Origin of the sequence: Pseudomonas sp. FYR_7 (assembly GCF_043106155.1) — a bacterium.
GTDB lineage: Bacteria > Pseudomonadota > Gammaproteobacteria > Pseudomonadales > Pseudomonadaceae > Aquipseudomonas > Aquipseudomonas parafulva_B.
Genome location: NZ_JBICMI010000080.1, coordinates 1 through 19,302 on the forward strand (window position 1 = coordinate 1; position 19,302 = coordinate 19,302).

15 protein-coding genes and 1 pseudogene are annotated in these 19,302 nt (G+C 62.7%); 11 read left to right on the plus strand and 5 right to left on the minus strand.

The annotated features are described in order from the left end of the window. Positions 1-206 precede the first annotated feature (206 nt). The 5 genes and pseudogenes from ACF8R3_RS20590 to ACF8R3_RS20610 all read left to right on the plus strand — a co-directional run bounded on the left by ACF8R3_RS20590 (position 207) and on the right by ACF8R3_RS20610 (position 6,167). Positions 207-1,964 (plus strand): ATP-binding protein, encoded by a 1,758-nt coding sequence (locus ACF8R3_RS20590; RefSeq protein WP_058637106.1) that lies wholly within the window; start codon positions 207-209, stop codon positions 1,962-1,964. Beyond that, a complete protein-coding gene (locus ACF8R3_RS20595) occupies positions 1,958-3,292 on the plus strand; it encodes a sigma-54-dependent transcriptional regulator (RefSeq protein ID WP_392516074.1) in 1,335 nt (444 codons plus the stop codon). Before ACF8R3_RS20590 ends, ACF8R3_RS20595 begins: the two co-directional genes overlap by 7 nt. A 242-nt stretch (positions 3,293-3,534) precedes the next feature. After that, positions 3,535-4,854, plus strand: coding sequence for an MFS transporter (locus ACF8R3_RS20600; RefSeq protein WP_058603230.1), 1,320 nt, complete (start codon positions 3,535-3,537; stop codon positions 4,852-4,854). A 380-nt stretch (positions 4,855-5,234) separates the two neighbouring features. After that, positions 5,235-5,423, plus strand: a pseudogene (locus tag ACF8R3_RS20605) (heme utilization protein); the annotation flags it as partial. Between the two features lie 138 nt (positions 5,424-5,561). Next, positions 5,562-6,167 carry a flavin reductase family protein gene (locus tag ACF8R3_RS20610; protein ID WP_058637110.1) on the plus strand — a complete coding sequence of 202 codons (606 nt, stop codon included), beginning with the start codon at positions 5,562-5,564 and terminating at the stop codon, positions 6,165-6,167. On the opposite strand, the gene ACF8R3_RS20615 is transcribed toward ACF8R3_RS20610, so the two are convergent. Together ACF8R3_RS20615 and ACF8R3_RS20620 are read right to left on the minus strand one after the other, a co-directional pair. Next, positions 6,168-6,410: a hypothetical protein gene (locus ACF8R3_RS20615; protein ID WP_058637111.1), complete on the minus strand. Its 243-nt coding sequence runs from the start codon at positions 6,408-6,410 to the stop codon at positions 6,168-6,170. An 81-nt stretch (positions 6,411-6,491) separates the two neighbouring features. Further along, positions 6,492-6,785 (minus strand): antibiotic biosynthesis monooxygenase family protein, encoded by a 294-nt coding sequence (locus tag ACF8R3_RS20620; protein WP_058637112.1) that lies wholly within the window; start codon positions 6,783-6,785, stop codon positions 6,492-6,494. 195 nt (positions 6,786-6,980) lie between these two features. Between ACF8R3_RS20620 and ACF8R3_RS20625 the strand changes: the two genes are divergently transcribed. Then, on the plus strand, positions 6,981-7,901 hold the full coding sequence (locus ACF8R3_RS20625) for an AraC family transcriptional regulator (protein WP_058637113.1): 921 nt from the start codon (positions 6,981-6,983) through the stop codon (positions 7,899-7,901). A 44-nt stretch (positions 7,902-7,945) separates the two neighbouring features. Here ACF8R3_RS20625 and ACF8R3_RS20630 read toward each other — a convergent pair whose 3' ends face one another. Continuing rightward, positions 7,946-8,830: an MBL fold metallo-hydrolase gene (locus ACF8R3_RS20630; protein ID WP_058637114.1), complete on the minus strand. Its 885-nt coding sequence runs from the start codon at positions 8,828-8,830 to the stop codon at positions 7,946-7,948. A gap of 103 nt (positions 8,831-8,933) precedes the next feature. Here ACF8R3_RS20630 and ACF8R3_RS20635 point away from each other — a divergent pair, with 103 nt between their 5' ends. Further along, complete coding sequence (locus ACF8R3_RS20635) at positions 8,934-9,839, plus strand: LysR family transcriptional regulator (RefSeq protein ID WP_058637225.1); 906 nt, start codon at positions 8,934-8,936, stop codon at positions 9,837-9,839. A gap of 8 nt (positions 9,840-9,847) precedes the next feature. Here ACF8R3_RS20635 and ACF8R3_RS20640 read toward each other — a convergent pair whose 3' ends face one another. Continuing rightward, complete coding sequence (locus ACF8R3_RS20640; RefSeq protein WP_058603237.1) at positions 9,848-10,717, minus strand: oxaloacetate decarboxylase; 870 nt, start codon at positions 10,715-10,717, stop codon at positions 9,848-9,850. Between the two features lie 347 nt (positions 10,718-11,064). Here ACF8R3_RS20640 and ACF8R3_RS20645 point away from each other — a divergent pair, with 347 nt between their 5' ends. After that, the gene (locus ACF8R3_RS20645; RefSeq protein WP_392516075.1) at positions 11,065-12,516 is read left to right on the plus strand and encodes an MDR family MFS transporter; all 1,452 of its coding nucleotides are present in this window, start codon (positions 11,065-11,067) and stop codon (positions 12,514-12,516) included. 79 nt (positions 12,517-12,595) lie between these two features. Here the strand turns inward: ACF8R3_RS20645 and ttgR are convergent, their stop codons facing one another. Further along, a complete protein-coding gene (gene ttgR / locus ACF8R3_RS20650; protein WP_058603239.1) occupies positions 12,596-13,228 on the minus strand; it encodes an efflux transport transcriptional regulator TtgR in 633 nt (210 codons plus the stop codon). Positions 13,229-13,484: 256 nt separating this feature from the next. Here ttgR and ACF8R3_RS20655 point away from each other — a divergent pair, with 256 nt between their 5' ends. From ACF8R3_RS20655 to ACF8R3_RS20665, 3 genes are read left to right on the plus strand one after another with little or no spacing between them, the layout of a single operon-like run. Continuing rightward, a complete protein-coding gene (locus ACF8R3_RS20655; RefSeq protein WP_058603240.1) occupies positions 13,485-14,654 on the plus strand; it encodes an efflux RND transporter periplasmic adaptor subunit in 1,170 nt (389 codons plus the stop codon). Between the two features lie 3 nt (positions 14,655-14,657). Continuing rightward, positions 14,658-17,810 carry a multidrug efflux RND transporter permease subunit TtgB gene (ttgB, locus tag ACF8R3_RS20660; protein WP_144964826.1) on the plus strand — a complete coding sequence of 1,051 codons (3,153 nt, stop codon included), beginning with the start codon at positions 14,658-14,660 and terminating at the stop codon, positions 17,808-17,810. Then, the gene (locus tag ACF8R3_RS20665) at positions 17,807-19,261 is read left to right on the plus strand and encodes an AdeC/AdeK/OprM family multidrug efflux complex outer membrane factor (protein ID WP_058637117.1); all 1,455 of its coding nucleotides are present in this window, start codon (positions 17,807-17,809) and stop codon (positions 19,259-19,261) included. The genes ttgB and ACF8R3_RS20665 overlap by 4 nt, the downstream gene beginning before the upstream one ends. Positions 19,262-19,302: the final 41 nt, after the last annotated feature.

A 19,302-nucleotide genomic window follows, 5' to 3' on the forward strand; every position in this document is an offset into this window, starting at 1 on the left:
TGCCTGCGTGACGCTTGAGTTAGCGGGCTCACTGAGCATTGTGGGAGCGGCCTTGCGCCGCGATGGGCCGTGAAACGGCCCCAACACGCTTAAGTGAACAGCATCAGGACCCTTGACGGCCTTTTCGCGGACAGACCGGGGCGGCGGTGCAGCGCTCCGGTTTCGCCAAAGCAGGCTCCTTCCCCACCCACGCGGATCTGCTCCCAATGCCTTTTTCCTTTCGCGCCCTGCGTCTGGGGCTGATCACCCTGGTGATCGTGCTGGGTACCGTCCTCTGTGCCAGCTGGGCCATGCACCAGGCCAAACGCCAGGCCATGGAAGCGGACGCCCGCCAGGCCAGCCAGCAACTGGGGCTGTATGCCAATGCCTTGCACACCCTCATCGACCGCTATCGGGCCCTGCCTGCAGTACTGGCCCTGGACCCGGAACTGATCGACGCTTTGCGCGGCCCGATCCAGGCGCGAACCCAGGATGCCCTGAACCGCAAGCTCGAGCGCATCAACGGTGCAGCCAACTCTTCCACCCTCGAACTGCTCGACCGCAACGGGCTGGCGGTGGCAGCCAGCAACTGGCGGCTACCCACCAGCTATGTGGGTTCCAACTACGGCTTTCGCCCTTATTTCAAGCAAACCCGCAGCCTGGGTAATGGCCGCTTCTATGCCGTTGGCGTGACCAGCGGGGTACCCGGCTACTTTCTGTCCAGCGCGGTGAACGACGAACAGGGTCGCTTTCTCGGCGCCATGGTGGTCAAGCTGGAATTTCCCGAGCTTGAGCGCGAGTGGCGCCAGGGCAGCGACATATTGCTGGTCAGCGATGCCCGTGGCATTACCTTCATCGCCAACCAGGACGGCTGGCGTTACCGGGAACTGCGCCCATTGGACGGCGCTGACCGGGCCGAACTGGCGCAGACCCGTCAGTACGACAAGCACCCGTTGATACCGCTGATGCACCAGGTGCTGACGCGTTTCGCTGAAAACAGCACCCTCAGCCGGGTGCAGGCCCCACAAGGCGAGACCGAGTTCTTGTGGGAAAGCCTGCCGCTGGAAAGCGAGCAATGGACCCTGCACCTGCTGCGCAAGCCCCAGGTGGGAACCGACGCGCGCAATGCCGGCCTGGGTGCTGCAGCGGTATGGCTGAGCCTGGTATTCGCCGCCTTGCTGGTCAGCCAGCGCCTGCGCCTGTCACGCCTGCGCCAACGCAGCCGCGAGGAGCTCAAGCGCCAGGTCGAGGAACGCACCCGCGAGCTGCGCACGGCCCAGGAGGGGCTAGTGCAAACGGCCAAGCTGGCGGCCCTGGGGCAGATGTCCGCCGCCATGGCGCACGAAATCAACCAGCCCCTCACGACCCAGCGCATGCAGCTGGAAACCCTGAAGCTGCTGCTGGACCACGGGCGCTACGACGAGGCTCGTCAGGCCCTGGAACCACTGGAGCAGATGTTGACGCGCATGGCGTCGCTGACCGGGCACCTGAAGACGTTTGCCCGTAACAGCCCAGGCGGCTTGCGCGAGCGCCTGGACTTGGCCGGCGTGGTCGACCAGGCGCTGGACCTGTTGCAGGCGCGCCTGCATGCCCTGGACGTGCAATTGGCCCTGTACCTGGCGCGTCCGGCGTGGGTGCGCGGCGATGCCATCCGCCTGGAACAGGTGCTGATCAACCTTCTGAGCAACGCGTTGGACGCGATGGCAGACAAGCGCTACCGGCGGCTGGAAATCCGCATCGAGCCCGATGCGCAGCATTGGCGCCTGAGCGTGCTCGATTCAGGGGGTGGTATCGCAGCCGAGGACCTGCCCAGGATCTTCGACCCTTTCTTCACCACCAAGCCCGTAGGTGATGGCCTGGGCTTGGGCCTGGCGATCTCCTATGGCATCGTGCACGACGCCGGTGGGCAACTGCTGGCCGAAAACGTACCGGGCGGCGCGCGCCTTAGCATCACCTTGCCTCGCGATCAGGAGCCTGCATGTTGAACTCAGTGATGGTCATAGACGATGAAGCCAGTATTCGTACGGCCGTCGAGCAATGGCTGAGCCTGTCAGGCTTCGAAGTCCAGGTCTTTGCCCGTGCCGATGAGGGCATGGCGCACATCGGCCAGGACTATCCAGGCGTGATCATCAGCGACGTGCGCATGCCTGGCATGGACGGCCTGCAACTGCTCGAACGGCTGCAGGCCAACGATCCGGACCTGCCCGTGATCCTGCTGACCGGTCACGGTGATGTACCCATGGCGGTCGAGGCCATGCGCAGCGGCGCCTACGACTTCCTGGAAAAGCCCTTCACTCCACAGCACCTGCTCGGCAGCCTTCGCCGCGCGCTGGAAAAGCGCCAGCTGGTGCTGGAAAATCGACGCCTGCATCAGCAGGCAGACCTCAGGACGCGGCTTGAAGCCACGCTGCTTGGGGTATCACCGGGTATGCAGCAGTTGCGCCGGCAAGTGCTGGACCTGGCCGCCTTGCCGGTGAACGTGCTGATTCGCGGCGAAACCGGCAGCGGCAAGGAGCAGGTCGCCCGCTGCCTGCACGACTTTGGCCCACGCGCCAGCAAACCTTTCGTCGCGCTCAACTGCGCCGCCATTCCCGAAGCCTTGTTCGAGGCCGAGCTGTTCGGCCATGAAAGCGGCGCCTTCACCGGCGCCCAGGGCAAACGCATCGGCAGGCTGGAATACGCCGATGGCGGCACGGTCTTTCTCGATGAAATCGAAAGCATGCCCCTGGCGCAACAGGCCAAATTGCTGCGCGTGATCCAGGACCAGAAGATCGAGCGCCTGGGCGCGAACCAGAGCATCGGCGTGGACCTGCGCATCATCGCTGCCACCAAGCCCGACCTGTTCGATGAAGCCCGGGCCGGCCGCTTTCGCGAGGACTTGGCCTACCGCCTGAATGTTGCAGAGTTGCGCCTGCCGCCTTTGCGCGAACGACGGGAAGACATCGTCCTGTTATTCGAGCACTTCGCGCAGGCAGCCGCGTCCCGAATCGGCCGCACAGCCCTGCCCCAGTCGGGTCAGCAGTTGGCGCAACTGCTGACCCATGATTGGCCAGGCAACGTGCGTGAACTGGCCAACGCGGCGGAGCGCCACGTGCTGGGGCTCGGTTCGCCCATGCCAGAACAGGCGCCTGTCGGGCAGTCGCTGGCTGAGCGCGTGGAAGCATTCGAGGCGCAGTGCCTGCGTGCTTCCCTGCGCCAACATGCCGGCGAGATCAAGGCGGTGATGCAGGACCTGCAAATGCCCCGCCGTACCTTGAACGAGAAAATGCAGCGCCATGGGCTGGTGCGGGACGAATTCGTCAACGCGCCATAAGCGGAAACTCGCCTACATCTACGCACTGATGAGCGGAATCTTGCTTATATAGGTGAACCGCCTTTGCGCGCACGCCGTACTGAGTGCATCTCAACTTCTGCTCAACGCCATGATCCATACGGGTTCCACGTCAGCGTGCACCCGGATGAAGCAATCGCGCTTCGTTTTGGCACACCTTCTGCAAAAGCCCCTGCAAGCTGCGCCCTGCGCGCTTTCACAACAACAATGAGAAGGTGTCCCTGATGGATAACGCTACCTCCCTGCCTAACGGGGCGGCCGCAACGCCTGCCGCGCCAAGAACCACTGCCAGTCGCCTCAAATCGATCTTCAGCGGTTCGATCGGCAACATGGTCGAATGGTACGACTGGTACGTCTATGCAGCGTTCTCGCTGTATTTCGCCAAGGCTTTCTTCCCGGCCGGCGATTCCACGGCTCAACTGCTCAATACCGCTGCCATCTTTGCCGTGGGCTTTTTGATGCGCCCGATTGGTGGCTGGCTGATGGGCATGTATGCCGACCGCAAGGGGCGCAAGGCTGCACTGATGGCCTCGGTGCTGCTGATGTGCGCAGGCTCGCTGGTGATTGCCCTCACCCCCGGCTATGAAACCATCGGTGTGGCAGCGCCGGTCCTGCTGGTGGTCGCTCGCTTGATGCAAGGGTTGTCGGTGGGGGGTGAATACGGCACCTCGGCCACCTACCTGAGTGAAATGGCGAGCAAGGAGCGTCGGGGCTTCTTCTCCAGCTTCCAATACGTGACGCTGATCTCGGGCCAGCTCATCGCCCTGGCGGTCCTGATCGTTCTGCAACAGACCCTGACCACCGAGCAACTGTACGCCTGGGGCTGGCGCGTGCCGTTCGTGATCGGTGCCCTGTGTGCGGTGGTTGCCCTCTACCTGCGACGGGGCATGGAAGAAACCGCGTCGTTCACCAAGAAGGAGAAAGCCAAGGAAAGCCTGATGCGCACCTTGATGCGCCACCCCAAGGAACTGCTGACCGTGGTCGGCCTGACCATGGGCGGTACCCTGGCCTTCTACACCTACACCACCTACATGCAGAAATACCTGGTCAATACAGTCGGGATGAGCATCAGCGATTCGACCACTATCTCTGCCGCGACGCTGTTCCTGTTCATGTGCCTGCAACCTTTGGTGGGTGGGCTGTCGGACAAGATCGGCCGGCGCCCTATTCTGATTGCCTTCGGGGTGCTCGGTACGCTGTTCACGGTGCCGATCCTCAGCACCTTGCATACCATCCAGACCTGGTGGGGCGCGTTCTTCCTGATCATGGCGGCGTTGATCATCGTCAGCGGCTACACCTCGATCAACGCAGTGGTGAAGGCTGAACTGTTCCCGACCGAGATCCGTGCCCTGGGCGTTGGTCTGCCCTACGCCTTGACCGTGTCCATCTTCGGCGGTACGGCCGAATACGTGGCCTTGTGGTTCAAGAGCGCCGGCATGGAAAGCGGTTTCTACTGGTACGTCACAGGCTGCATCGCCTGCTCGCTGCTGGTGTACGCCACCATGAAGGACACCAAGCAGCATTCGCGTATCACCACTGACTAAGCCATCCCACGCTTAGCACTGCTTCGGGCGCCTAAAGGGCGCCCGATTGCGTTTGGACACCCCGAGCCTGGTTGGATTATCCAGGCGCCAGCCCTTCCTTGCAGGCCCAGCTTGCACCTCCACGCCGCCCGCACTGGCACGACGTTCATCAGACGCGCTTGGCTTAATGGCCTATTAATCACACCCCGGCATATTGCATCCCTCAGCACCAGCGCAAGTACCTGCTGTGCGAACCCACTGATTGGCTACATACCAATCCAGCTGCGCACCCAAAACAATCGAATAAACCGATCATTAAGGACTATTTTTAGCGCTTTTTAATCGCATTAATCGGCGTAACATTAAATTTATCGAGACAACCCACTTACTGGAGCATCCCCATGAAAAGCAAACTCATCCTGACCCTCGCCCTTTGCGCATTTGCCGCAGGCGCATCCGCCGAAGATGGATTCGATCGCACCCATGCGCATACCTTCGCGGCAGCGCCCGCTCAAGCCACCGGCTATGCCGAGGATGGCTTTGACCGCACCGGCGGCCAACGCTTCGCCGAAGACGGCTTCGACCGCACCAACGCTCATTGCATCAGCTGATAGCAACCATGCGCATCCAGCCCGGCTTTCGCCGGGCTCCAGCATTCCCAGTTGGCCTCAGCCTTGGCACACTGGTCGCCTCTCAAACCAGGAGGTGGGCCGGCAAGCCCAGCGCAGATGTATTACTACGAACCCGCCAAAGGCCATGGCCTGCCCCATGATCCCTTCAACGCCATCGTCGGCCCTCGCCCGATCGGCTGGATATCCTCGCAGGACCAGCAAGGCCGTCTGAATCTCGCGCCTTACAGCTTCTTCAACGCCTTCAACTACATTCCACCGATCATCGGTTTCTGCAGCGTCGGGCGCAAAGACAGCCTGAACAATATCGAGCAAACCGGTGAGTTCGTCTGGAACCTGGCCACCCGCCCTTTGGCCGATCAGATGAACCTGAGCTGCTCTGCTGTAGCGCCGGAGGTGAACGAGTTCGACCTCAGCGGTCTGACGGCCACACCCTCGAGCGTGGTGAAGGTGCCACGGGTAGGGGAAACCCCCGTGGCGTTCGAATGCAAGGTGACGCAGATCGTGCAACTGCAGCGCGCCGACCAGGCACTGGTACCCAGCTGGTTGATCCTGGGCGAGGTGGTGGCGGTGCACATCGCCGAGCGCCTGCTCAAGGACGGCATCTACGACACCGCGGCAGCCGAGCCCATCCTGCGTGGCGGTGGGCCGGCGGACTACTTCGAGCTGGGCAACCTGTTCAAGATGCCCAGGCCCAAAGCCTGATCACCAGATCAGCTCACCCGCCTCGCTGACCCCTTGCAGGCGTTGCAACTGGCCCGTGGCCGCCTCGTCGGCAGCCACGGCGCCCTTGAATACTTGCCCATCGAGCACCTTGTGAAAGCGCGGTGCGCCGCCCATGCCAATGGCCTTCACGGCAATGGCTGCGTGGTAGCCACCGCCTTCGGCCGGCACCATTGCCGACACGGCTTCGTACTGGGGAAACTCTCTACGTGCCATCTTTGCCATACGCCTTGTGAGTGAAACCGAGATGGTACCCACTGGCTCGTTGACGCGCCAATCACTGGCCTGGGCGCCCGCAGCACCGGCTCAGCCGAACGTGTGCAGATCCAGGCTGCTCACCACCTGGGCTTGCACCAACTCACCGAACACATTGAGCGTTGGCGAAGCGAAGTAACCATTCATCGCCTGCTGATCCTGCCAGCTACCGCTCAATAACCACAAGTCGTCATCGGCCTGCGAGCGCTGCACCGAAAAGCTCAGGCAACCCGGGGTATCCAGCGACGGCACCAACAGGTCGCGCAAGCGTGCGCCGAGTTCGGCCGAGCGCCCGCTGCTGGCCCGAATCAAGGCAAGATGGGTGACCGGTTGTTGTAGCCTCATTGCACAATCTCCCTCAAGCAGTCCAATACCTGGCTTGCAAGGCTAGGGCCTGGGCGCGTCTGCGCGTTAGGCCATTACTGCACACCGATTGCCTGATTCTGCAACGCGGCAGGATCAGGCAATCGATCTGCAGTATTCGACTAGCTTCGACGATTGCCCAAACCTATGCTGCGTCGGTCAGCAGAGGAAAGCCCCATGCCCATCGCCCCGTCCCTAGATCCGCACCTGGAGGTTCAGCGCCAGGAGCTGGCCGACTTGATCGCTCGCCATGCAGGCGACCCCTATGGGCCGGCCTCAGCCATCGACAACCTTTTCCTGGTGCGCTACACCGAGAACATTCGTTCCGTACCCACCCTGGCGCAACCTGCGCTGTGCATTCTGGCCCAAGGCAGCAAGAGCTTGTTTCTCGGGGACGAACAGTACGCCTACGACCCGCTGCACTACATGGTGGTGTCGGTCACCTTGCCCCTGAGCGCGGTCAAGCTCGACGCCAGCCCGCAGCGCCCTAGCCTGGGGTTGCGCATGGACCTGGACCCTGCCGAGATCAGCCAGCTGATCGCCGACAGCGGTCCGATGCTGGTACCCAATCGCCCCTATGGGCGCGGCCTGTATGTGGAAAAAACCGACGGCGCGCTGCTCGATGCCTTGCTGCGTCTGCTGCGCCTGCTCGACACGCCACGCGACATCGCCATGCTGGCCCCGCTGGTGCGCAGAGAGATTCTCTACCGCCTGCTGCGCGGCCCGCAGGGCTACCGGCTGTACGAAATTGCCTTGGCCAATAGCCAGACCCACCGCGTGTGCCAGGCCATCAGCTGGCTCAACGACAACTACCAGCGGCCACTGCGCATCGAGGACCTGGCCCGCGAGGTCAACCTCAGCGTTTCTACCCTGCACCATCGTTTCAAGGCGGTGACTTCGATGAGCCCGCTGCAGTACCAGAAACAACTGCGCTTGCAGGAAGCCCGGCGCCTGATGCTCAACGATGGCCTGGAGGCCGCTGTGGCGGCCTATCGGGTGGGTTACGAGAGCCCTTCGCAATTCAGCCGTGAGTACAGCCGCCTCTACGGCGCCCCGCCTATTCGTGACATGGCCCGGCTGCGGTCAAGCGCGGTGTAGCGACAACAAGGTCACCGCAGCGCTGCATAGCGTAACGCGCACAGTCACTGAAGCGGCCATTGCATCTCGCCCTTGGCCACCTTGGCGCTGAGCTCAAGCGCACTCTGATCGCCCAACCCCGGATAGTGTCGTTTCATGGCCTCGACCAGCGCCGCCGCATCCCTTGCCACTCGCGCCTGCGCCTCGAAGGTGCGGATGTAATCGGCGGTAAAGCCAACGGACTGCGGTGAGTAATCACTGGCACCGACAAAGTGGCCGGGCACCACGGTTTGCGGCGCAAGTGCCTGGATGTCCGCCAGGGTTTGCAGCCAATGGGCACGCGAGGGTGCCGATTGTGTGTCGGCCATCCACACATGAATGTTCTGCGAAACCACGACGCCGCCAACCACTGCCTTGATCGAAGGTATCCAGACAAAGCTGCGGTCTGGCTGCGGTCCTTCGAGGCCGCGCACCTCCAGCACTTGGTCCTCGAGCAGCAGACGGTTGCCTGCCAGCGCCTTGGGCAGCACCAGCCGTTCAGGTTTGTCCGCCCCCATTTCAGGCCCCCAGTACGCCAGTTTGGCCTCCATGGTGTTGCGGATGTGTTCGACAGTGGCGGCCGAGGCCACTACCTCGGCGTCCGGGAACGCCTGGGTCAGGGTTGCCAGGCCGAAGTAGTAATCGGGGTCGCCCTGGCTGATGTAGATCGTCGTCAGGCGCTTGCCACTGGCGCGCAGTCGCTGCACCAGTTGCCGGGCGTGGTCATTGCCAAATTGTGCATCGATCAACACGGCGTCACGTTGACCGCTTACGATCACGGAGCTGACCGCGAACGGCGCATCGGCGCCAGGGTTGTAAACGTCCAGTTGCAGGGGGGCGGCTGCCAGCAGTGGGGCGGCACAGGCCAGGCATCCGAGCACCAGGCCACGCAAGGGAGAAAGCAGTGTCATCGCAGGCATCCGTCAGAATGGGAATGCCTGGGAGCTTAAGGGGCGATACCCTGCAGAAAAATGCCATGCTTGCACATGGTTTGTTTCTAAAATCGGGCAAATGATGGATCGTCTAACCGCTATGCGCGTTTTCGTCACGGTCGTGGACCTTGGCAGTCAGTCGGCGGCGGCCGAGCACCTGCTGCTCTCGCGGCCCGTGATCTCTCGGTACCTGGCACAGCTCGAAGCGTGGGTGGGGGCGCGGTTGATGCAGCGCACCACGCGCCGGCTCAGCCTCACTGCCGCGGGCCAGGACATCCTGCCGCGCTGCAGGCAATTGCTGGAGCTGGCCAGCGAACTGCAGGGGGCCGTACAACAGCAAGACCAGACACCGCGAGGGACATTGCGTATCAGCGTCAGTACGTCATTTGGACAGGCGCAGCTGGCCGATGCCGTGGCCGCCTACGTGCGCCAGTACCCCTTGGTAAAAGTCGATCTGCAGATGCTCGATCGCACCGTGAACCTGGTGGACGAACGCATCGACCTGGCCATCCGCAACAGCAATGACCTGGACCCCAGCCTGGTTGCCCGCCGCCTGAGCGTATGCCGCTCGGTGATCTGCGCCGCGCCCGCCTACCTGGCCGAACACGGCACGCCCGAGCGGGTCGAGGACCTGGCGCACCACAATTGCCTGACACACAGCTATTACGGCAATGGCGTGTGGCAATTCGAGGTCGACGGCCAACCGGTTGCGGTGCCGGTCAAGGGCAACATCAGTGCCAACGAATCCCTGACTTTGCAAAGGGCCGTAGCAGCAGGGGCCGGCATCGCCTTGCTCCCGTCCTACCAGGCGGCCGCCGCCCTGCGCAGCGCAGAACTGGTGCGCCTGCTTCCCGAGGCCAGGCCGCAGGCCCTGGACCTGACGGCGGTCTATACCTCACGCAAGCACATGCCGGCGACCTTGCGCACCCTGCTGGACTTTCTCGTCCAGCGCTTTGAGGAGGAACCGGCCTGGGACCGGGACCTGTAAGCGCCCGCTTACTCTTCGACGCTCATGTATTCCTTGGCCCAGCGGATGTAGTCCTCGGGCTGGGTGTAGGTATGCGAAAGCTCGGTGGCGCTCAAGTTATCGGACTTGTGCTGCTGGCCACGCTGCTGGCGCAGGCAGTCGTACGTCGCCTTGATGGCGGCGAAGTAAGCCGCGTGACCGTCGACGGCGATGCGCACGCCAAGGCTTGCCAGGCGCTCGTCGTCGTGCAGGTTGGGATTACCGTAGGTCACCAGCATCAAGGGTACGGTCAGGTGGCTGGCGATCTGTTCGAGCTGGTCGAAGTCCTTCACCCCTACCATGCAGATGCCGTCAGCACCCGCTTTCTGGTAGCTCTGGGTCCGCACGATCACTTCCTCGGTGCTCAGCACGCCAGCGTTGGTACGGGCGATGATCGACAGGGACGAATCGACGCGCGCCTCAAGCCCCGCGCGAATTTTGCCCACGCCTTCTTCTACCGATATCAGGTCGGTGGACTTGCGGCCGAACTGGGCCGGCAAGAGCGTATCTTCGATCGTCAACGCCGCCACACCGGCGCGCTCCAGCTCCGTGACCGTGCGCATCACGTTAAGCGCATTGCCGTATCCGTGGTCAGCGTCTGCCAGTACCGGCAATTGGGCTACGCGACCAATTCGCGTGGCCTGCTCGACGAATTCGCTGAGTGTGATCAGGGCAAAATCCGGCGCAGCCAGTACCTGCAACGATGCCACCGACCCTCCAAGGATGCCGACCTCAAAACCCAGGTCTGCGGCAATACGCGCAGACATGGGGTCGAACACCGAGGCGGTGTGGTAGCAAGAACCTGAAGCGAGCAGCTCGCGGAAGGCAATACGCAGATCTTGGTGGGAAGCCTTGGGCATGATCACTCCGCAATTGTAGAAATTTCTGAACGGTAACTACCGGCCTCTGTATCAGGCGTACCTGCACAATTCATGGACCACTCAATTCGGGGTCATGCTCCACATGCAGGCAGAGGAATAAAGGTGTAGGAGCCAGGGGAATCCGATTAACCCCCGAGAGGTCGCACCAAGCTGGTGCAAACAGGGGTTTAGAGCGGGATTGGCATACCAAAGATATCACGGGGCCAGCCTTTGCTGGATGAATGCTCTGATGCCGATCGTGCATAGGCAATGCCCAGAGTACATAGGAAGCTACGTAACTCAGGTTACACTGCCATGCTTTAACTGCTCAAAAACAAGGAATTGCCGTGCCCCCTGCCCTGCCCGCGATTGCCCTGCGCCAGATCCTGACCGCCTTGATGCTGGCCATCTTTCTCGGCGCGCTGGATCAAACCATCGTGGCAGTGTCATTGCCTGCGATTTCCGCGCAGTTCAACGATGTCGGTCTGCTGGCCTGGGTCATTTCCGGCTATATGGTAGCCATGACCGTGGCCGTGCCGATCTACGGAAAGCTGGGCGATCTCTATGGAAGGCGTCGCATGATCCTGACCGGGATTGGCGTGTTCACCGTCGCCTCGATCGGCTGTGCGCTGGCTCAGGACATGCCGCAACTGGTCCTGGCCAGAGTGCTGCAAGGCATCGGCGCCGGCGGCATGGTATCGGTGAGCCAGGCGATCATCGGCGACTTCGTGCCCCCGCGCGAACGTGGGCGTTATCAGGGCTATTTCAGCAGCATGTATGCCCTGGCCAGCGTGGCGGGGCCGGTACTGGGCGGCTGGCTGACCGAGTACCTGTCCTGGCGCTGGGTATTCTGGATCAACCTGCCGCTGGGCATCGCCGCGCTATGGGCTATCCAGCGCGCTCTGGCCGGTCTGCCCGTGCAGCATCGGCCCGCACAAGTGGATTACCCGGGCGCGCTGCTGCTGATCGTGGGGCTGGGCAGCCTGCTGCTCGGCATCACCCTGGTCGGCCAGGGGCAGGCCTGGACGGCCCCCAGCGTGCTGGGCCTGATCACCTGCACCGTGGTCGCCATGGCCATGTTCATCCTCCAGGAGCGTCGCTGCGTCGAGCCACTGCTGCCGTTGAAGCTATTCAATAATCGCGCCGCGGTGCTGTGCTGGGGGGTGATTTTCTTCGCCAGTTTCCAGGCCATTTCCCTGACCATGCTGATGCCCTTGCGCTACCAAGGCCTCACCGGTGCCGGTGCCGACAGCGCCGCCTTGCATCTGCTGCCGTTGGCCATGGGGTTACCCATCGGTGCTTTTACCGCAGGACGACTGACAACGCGGCTTGGCCGCTACAAGCCGCAGATCCTGGTTGGCGCCCTGCTGATGCCCGTGTCTATCCTGGCCTTGGCGATCACCCCGCCACAGGCCGGACTGGCCAGTGCACTGTTCATGCTGCTGACAGGAATCGCGTGCGGGATGCAGTTCCCGACGTCACTGGTAGGCACACAGAATGCCGTGCAGATCCAGGACATGGGGGTCGCCACCAGCACCACCAACCTGTTTCGGTCCCTCGGTGGCGCCATGGGCGTGGCGTGCATGTCGAGCCTGTTGCTGGCCTTGCTGCACCAAGGCGGGCTGGCGTTGCTGGACAATCCGCTGATAGGGACTTTCAAGGCCAACCCAGTGAGCCCCGGACTGCAGGCACACCTGGCGGTCACGTTCCGGCATCTGTTGATGGCCAGCGCAGGGGTTGGCGTCATTGCACTGGTGGTGGCGGTGTTGCTGCCTGATCGGCCACTGCGCGGGCACTGAGGTGGCACGCAGGTAGGCTCAGGTGCGGATCACTGGCCCGTCCCCTGAGAATCAAGCCCTCACAAACCTTCACAAAGTCTCATTTGCGCATCGCCGGGCTCAAGCGCAGCATATCCAGCCCGGCGTCGACCCATTTCTCGGCGTTGCCCAGCAGGTCCACGCTGTCGGGCAACAACAGCCAACGCCTGATCAACCCGTCGACGTAGGAAAACATGGCCACCGCGGCCCGCTCCACATCCAGTTCCACCGGCAGTTGGCCGCGGCGCACGGCATTGGCCAAGGCCAGGGTAATGCCTGTATGGCAGTCCACTACCGCCACCTGGCGCTGCTGGCGGATTTCGCACATGTCATCGGTGAACTCGCACTTGTGATGCAGAATCTCATTGATACGGCGTGTCCTGGCGTCGAGCACCAGGTCGTTGAACACTTGCAGCAGCAATTTGCGCATGCAGTCGAGCGGGTCGAGTTCGTCTTCGCTTTCGCTGGCGCGTGCAAGATGGTCATGGGTTTCATGCAGGCTGTCGAGCAGTGCCTGCACCAGTTCGGCCTTGTTATTGAAGTGCCAGTAGATTGCACCTCGCGTGACGCCCGCCTGTTCGGCGATGTCCGCGAGGGTGGTTCGCGCAACCCCGCGCTTGTAGAAAGCCCTTTCCGCCGCCTGGATGATCTGGGCGCGGGTTTCCTGGGCTTCCTCTTTGGTTCGACGGACCATGGCAGTACAACCTCATCTGGCCCGAACGCGGCGACGCGTGCGGGAAGGCTCCGGGGCGCCTCTTGGGGGCACCTGGCGGATCAAGCTAATCAAGGGCTGTGGCGGTAGCCATGGACAACCCGGCGGTATTTACAAACAACCATGAATGTAAGTATATTCCTTAGCAAGCTATTTATCCACCGGATAGCCATTTATCCAGATCAAGACATTCCATTACTCTTGAGCGTCTCCCTGCTCCTGCGATCCGAGGATTCTCATGCAATTCAAGCCAGCCGTTACCGCCCTGGTTTCAGCCGTAGCCCTCGCAACCCTGCTCAGTGGCTGCAATAAAGAAGACCAAGCCGCGCAGCAGCAGCAACAGCAGCAGCAGGCGCCTCAAGTCGGTGTAGTGACCCTACAGCCGCAAGCCTTCACCTTGACCACCGAGCTGCCGGGCCGCACCAATGCCTACCGGATCGCCGAAGTTCGTCCACAGGTCAACGGGATCATCCTCAAGCGCCTGTTCAAGGAAGGCAGCGAGGTCAAGCAGGGCCAGCAGCTGTATCAGATCGACCCGGCCGTGTATGAAGCCAACCTGAGCAAGGCCCAGGCGGACCTGCAGGCTACCCGCTCTCTGGCTGATCGCTACAAGCAGCTAATCGAGGAGCAGGCGGTTTCCCGGCAGGAATACGACGACGCCAATGCCAAGCGCCTGCAAGCCGAGGCCTCGCTCAAGAGTGCGCAGATCGACCTGCGCTACACCAAGGTCCTGGCCCCCATCAGTGGCCGCATCGGTCGTTCGGCGGTAACCGAAGGTGCGCTGGTCAACAGCGGCCAGACCAATGCCATGGCCACCATCCAGCAACTGGACCCGATCTACGTGGACGTGACCCAATCCACCGCCGAGCTGCTCAAGCTGCGGCGCGAGCTGGAAAGCGGCCAACTGCAGCGCGCCGGCGACAACGCAGCGTCCGTGCAACTGGTGCTCGAAGACGGCACCCTGTACAAGCAGGAAGGCCGCCTGGAGTTCTCCGAAGTGGCCGTGGACGAAACCACCGGCTCGGTCACCCTGCGTGCCATTTTCCCCAACCCTGACCACACGTTGCTGCCTGGCATGTTCGTGCATGCACGGCTCAAGGCCGGCGTGAACGCCAACGCCATCCTGGCACCGCAGCAGGGCGTGACGCGCGACCTCAAGGGCGCCCCTACCGCGCTGGTGGTCAACAAGGACAACAAGGTCGAACTGCGCCAGCTCAAGGCCAGCCGGACCGTGGGCAGCGACTGGCTGATCGAGGAAGGCCTCAACCCAGGCGACCGCCTGATCACCGAAGGCTTGCAGTACGTGCGCCCAGGCGCCGAGGTCAAGGTCAGCGAAGCCACCAACGTCAAGAAGCCGGACAGCCCGAACCAGGGCAACGCAGCGAAAGCAGACGCCAAAGCGGAGTAAACCATGTCGAAGTTCTTTATTGATCGCCCGATCTTCGCCTGGGTGATCGCCTTGGTGATCATGCTGGTCGGCGCCTTGTCGATCCTGAAGTTGCCGATCAACCAGTACCCCAGCATTGCCCCACCGGCCATCGCCATTGCCGTGACCTACCCGGGCGCTTCGGCGCAAACCGTGCAGGACACCGTGGTGCAGGTGATCGAGCAGCAGCTCAACGGTATCGACAACCTGCGCTATGTGTCGTCGGAAAGTAACTCCGATGGCAGCATGACCATTACCGCCACCTTCGAGCAGGGTACCAACCCCGACACCGCCCAGGTTCAGGTGCAGAACAAGCTCAACCTGGCCACCCCCCTGCTGCCGCAGGAAGTGCAGCAACAGGGTATCCGCGTCACCAAGGCCGTGAAGAACTTCCTGATGGTGATCGGCCTGGTATCCGAAGACGGCAGCATGACCAAGGACGACCTGGCCAACTACATCGTCTCCAACATGCAGGACCCGATCTCGCGGACGGCCGGTGTGGGTGACTTCCAGGTGTTCGGCGCCCAGTACGCCATGCGCATCTGGCTCGATCCGGCCAAGTTGAACAAGTTCCAACTCACCCCGGTGGACGTCAAGACCGCCGTGGCAGCCCAGAACGTACAGGTGTCCTCCGGCCAGCTCGGCGGCCTGCCTGCCATGCCTGGGACGCAGCTCAACGCCACCATCATCGGCAAGACCCGCCTGCAGACTGCCGAGCAGTTCGAGAAGATCCTGCTCAAGGTCAACAACGATGGCTCCCAGGTCCGCCTGGGTGATGTCGCCCAGGTCAGCCTGGGCGGCGAGAACTACGCCGTCAGCGCCCAGTTCAACGGCAAGCCCGCCTCGGGCCTGGCCGTCAAGCTGGCCACGGGCGCCAACGCACTGGACACGGCCAAGGCCTTGCGCCAGACCATTGCCGACCTGGAGCCGTTCTTCCCGCCAGGGGTCAAGGCGGTATTCCCGTATGACACCACGCCGGTGGTCACCGAATCGATCAGCGGGGTTATCCATACCCTGATCGAAGCCGTCGTGCTGGTGTTCCTGGTGATGTACCTGTTCCTGCAGAACTTCCGCGCCACCGTCATCACCACCATGACCGTACCGGTGGTATTGCTGGGCACATTCGGCATCCTTGCCGCCGCTGGTTTCAGCATCAACACCTTGACCATGTTCGCCATGGTGCTGGCCATCGGCCTGCTGGTGGACGATGCCATCGTGGTGGTGGAAAACGTCGAGCGGGTGATGTCCGAAGAAGGGCTGCCGCCCAAGGAAGCCACCAAGCGATCCATGGAGCAGATCCAGGGCGCGCTGGTGGGTATCGCCCTGGTGTTGTCGGCCGTATTGCTGCCCATGGCGTTCTTCGGCGGCTCCACCGGTGTGATCTACCGTCAGTTCTCCATCACCATCGTCTCGGCCATGGGCCTGTCGGTGCTGGTGGCGCTGGTCTTCACCCCGGCGCTGTGCGCCACCATGCTCAAGCCTTTGAAAAAGGGCCAGCACCATGAGGCCAAGGGCGGGTTCTTCGGCTGGTTCAACCGCAACTTCGATCGCAGCGTCAACGGTTACGAGCGCAGCGTGGGGGCCATCCTGCGCAACAAGATTCCGTTCCTCTTGGCCTATGCCCTGATCGTGGCTGGCATGATTTTCCTGTTCACCCGCATTCCGACTGCGTTCCTGCCCGAGGAAGACCAGGGTGTACTGTTTGCCCAGGTCCAGACGCCGGCCGGTTCCAGTGCCGAGCGTACCCAGGCAGTGGTCGACCAGATGCGCGAATACCTGCTCAAGGACGAAGCCGACACGGTGTCCTCGGTATTCACCGTCAACGGCTTCAACTTCGCCGGCCGCGGCCAGAGCTCGGGCATGGCGTTCATCATGCTCAAGCCCTGGGGTGAGCGTACGGCGGAAAATAGCGTATTCGGCCTCGCCCAGCGGGCGCAGCAGCACTTCTTCAGCTTCCGCGACGCCATGGTCTTCGCGTTCGCCCCGCCAGCGGTGCTCGAGCTGGGTAACGCCACCGGCTTCGACGTATTCCTGCAAGACCGCGGCGGTGTCGGCCATGCCAAGCTGATGGAGGCTCGCAACCAGTTCCTGGCCAAGGCTTCGCAGAGCAAGGTGCTCAGCGGTGTACGCCCCAACGGCCTGAACGACGAGCCGCAGTACCAGCTGACCATCGATGACGAGCGTGCCAGCGCCCTGGGCGTGACCATCTCGGACATCAACAACACCCTGTCGATTGCCTTCGGTGCCAGCTACGTCAACGACTTCATCGACCGCGGCCGGGTCAAGAAGGTCTACATCCAGGGCGAAGCCAATGCCCGGATGAGCCCGGAAGACCTGCAGAAGTGGTATGTGCGCAACGCCGACGGCGAAATGGTGCCGTTCTCGTCCTTCGCCAAAGGTGAATGGACCTACGGCTCGCCCAAGCTTTCGCGCTACAACGGCGTGGAAGCCATGGAAATCCTCGGTGCCCCTGCACCTGGCTACAGTACCGGTGAGGCCATGGCCGAGGTCGAGCGCATCGCGGGTGAACTGCCAAGCGGCGTAGGGTTCTCCTGGACGGGCATGTCCTACGAGGAGAAGCTCTCCGGTTCGCAAATGCCGGCCCTGTTCGCCCTGTCGCTGCTGTTCGTGTTCCTGTGCCTGGCAGCGCTGTACGAAAGCTGGTCGATCCCGATCGCCGTGGTGCTGGTGGTGCCACTGGGCATCATTGGTGCGTTGATCGCTACCAGCCTGCGCGGGCTGTCCAATGACGTGTACTTCCTGGTCGGCCTTTTGACCACCATCGGCCTGGCGGCCAAGAACGCCATTCTGATCGTCGAGTTCGCCAAGGAATTGCACGAGCAGGGCCGCAGCCTGTACGACGCGGCGATCGAGGCGTGCCGCATGCGTTTGCGTCCGATCATCATGACCTCGCTGGCCTTCATCCTCGGCGTGGTACCGTTGACCATCGCCAGCGGCGCCGGCGCCGGCAGCCAGCACGCCATTGGTACCGGCGTGATCGGCGGCATGATCAGTGCGACCGTACTAGCCATCTTCTGGGTACCGTTGTTCTTCGTCGCAGTGTCGTCGCTGTTCGGCAGCAAAGAGCCGAAAAAAGATGACACCCCTGAAACTCCACGTTATGAGGCTGGGCAATGACCAAGTCTTTGTTGTCCCTGGCAGTCACCGCTTTCATTCTCGGCGGCTGCTCGCTGATCCCCGACTACCAGACTCCGGAAGCACCGGTGGCTGCCCAGTGGCCGCAAGGCCCGGCCTACTCGCCTACCCAATCGGCGGACGTCGCTGCCGCCGAACAGGGCTGGCGGCAGTTCTTCAACGACCCGGCGCTGCAGCAACTGATCCAGACCGCACTGGTCAACAACCGGGACCTGCGCGTCGCGGCGCTGAACATCGACGCCTACCGCGCTCAGTACCGCATCCAGCGTGCGGACCTGTTCCCGGCGGTATCGGCCAACGGCAGCGGCAGCCGCCAGCGCATCCCGGCGAACATGTCGCAGACGGGCCAGTCGGACATCACCAGCCAGTATTCGGCGACCCTGGGCGTCAGTGCCTATGAACTCGACCTGTTCGGCCGCGTGCGCAGCCTGTCGGAGCAGGCGCTGGAGACCTACCTGTCCAGCGAGCAGGCGCGTCGCTCCACCCAGATCAGCCTGGTAGCGAGCGTGGCAAACGCCTACTACACCTGGCAGGCCGACCAGGCGCTGTTCAAGCTGACCGAGGAAACCCTGAAGAACTATCAGGAAAGCTACAACCTCACCCGCCGCAGCAACGAGGTGGGCGTGGCGTCGGCGCTGGACCTGAGCCAGGCCCGCACGGCTGTCGAAGGTGCCCGGGTCAAGTACTCGCAGTACCAGCGCCTGGTTGCCCAGGACGTGAACAGCCTGACCGTCCTGCTGGGTACCAGCATCCCCACCAACCTGCCTGAGCCGCTGCGCCTGGATGCCGATCAGCTGGCCGAGGTACCGGCGGGCCTGCCGTCGGACCTGTTGCAGCGCCGCCCTGACATCCAGGAGGCCGAGCACCTGCTCAAGGCGGCCAACGCCAACATCGGCGCTGCCCGCGCGGCCTTCTTCCCCAGCATCAGCCTCACGGCCAATGCAGGCACCTTGAGCACTGACATGGACGGGCTGTTCAAGGGGGGGTCGGGCACCTGGCTGTTCCAGCCGCAGATCAACCTGCCGATCTTCACCGCCGGGAGCCTGAAAGCGAGCCTGGATTACGCCAAAATCCAGAAGGACATCAACGTCGCCCGCTACGAGAAGTCCATTCAAACTGCGTTCCAGGAAGTGTCCGACGGGCTGGCCGCGCGCAAGACCTTCGAGGAGCAATTGCAGGCCCAGCAAGACCTGGTGCAAGCCAACCAGGACTACTACCGCCTGGCCGAGCGTCGTTACCGTATCGGCATCGACAGCAACCTGACCTTCCTCGACGCCCAGCGCAACCTGTTCAGTGCGCAGCAGGCGCTGATCGGTGACCGCCTTTCGCAGTTGACCAGCGAGGTCAACCTGTACAAGGCGCTCGGTGGTGGCTGGTACGAGCGCACCGGGCAGGCCAGCCAACAGGCCTCGGTACAGACGCCCCGCGGCTGATACCCGCCCGCTTGCTCACCACCGGCCAGGCCCCAACAGAC

What these genes read in the sequence shown, in the direction of transcription:
- ACF8R3_RS20590 (WP_058637106.1), top strand. Translation starts at nt 207, where the DNA reads ATGCCTTTTTCCTTTCGCGCCCTGCGTCTGGGGCTGATCACCCTGGTG.
- ACF8R3_RS20595 (WP_392516074.1), top strand. Translation starts at nt 1,958, where the DNA reads ATGTTGAACTCAGTGATGGTCATAGACGATGAAGCCAGTATTCGTACG.
- ACF8R3_RS20600 (WP_058603230.1), top strand. Translation starts at nt 3,535, where the DNA reads ATGGATAACGCTACCTCCCTGCCTAACGGGGCGGCCGCAACGCCTGCC.
- ACF8R3_RS20610 (WP_058637110.1), top strand. Translation starts at nt 5,562, where the DNA reads ATGTATTACTACGAACCCGCCAAAGGCCATGGCCTGCCCCATGATCCC.
- ACF8R3_RS20615 (WP_058637111.1), bottom strand. Translation starts at nt 6,410, where the DNA reads ATGGCAAAGATGGCACGTAGAGAGTTTCCCCAGTACGAAGCCGTGTCG.
- ACF8R3_RS20620 (WP_058637112.1), bottom strand. Translation starts at nt 6,785, where the DNA reads ATGAGGCTACAACAACCGGTCACCCATCTTGCCTTGATTCGGGCCAGC.
- ACF8R3_RS20625 (WP_058637113.1), top strand. Translation starts at nt 6,981, where the DNA reads ATGCCCATCGCCCCGTCCCTAGATCCGCACCTGGAGGTTCAGCGCCAG.
- ACF8R3_RS20630 (WP_058637114.1), bottom strand. Translation starts at nt 8,830, where the DNA reads ATGACACTGCTTTCTCCCTTGCGTGGCCTGGTGCTCGGATGCCTGGCC.
- ACF8R3_RS20635 (WP_058637225.1), top strand. Translation starts at nt 8,934, where the DNA reads ATGGATCGTCTAACCGCTATGCGCGTTTTCGTCACGGTCGTGGACCTT.
- ACF8R3_RS20640 (WP_058603237.1), bottom strand. Translation starts at nt 10,717, where the DNA reads ATGCCCAAGGCTTCCCACCAAGATCTGCGTATTGCCTTCCGCGAGCTG.
- ttgR (WP_058603239.1), bottom strand. Translation starts at nt 13,228, where the DNA reads ATGGTCCGTCGAACCAAAGAGGAAGCCCAGGAAACCCGCGCCCAGATC.
- ACF8R3_RS20655 (WP_058603240.1), top strand. Translation starts at nt 13,485, where the DNA reads ATGCAATTCAAGCCAGCCGTTACCGCCCTGGTTTCAGCCGTAGCCCTC.
- ttgB (WP_144964826.1), top strand. Translation starts at nt 14,658, where the DNA reads ATGTCGAAGTTCTTTATTGATCGCCCGATCTTCGCCTGGGTGATCGCC.
- ACF8R3_RS20665 (WP_058637117.1), top strand. Translation starts at nt 17,807, where the DNA reads ATGACCAAGTCTTTGTTGTCCCTGGCAGTCACCGCTTTCATTCTCGGC.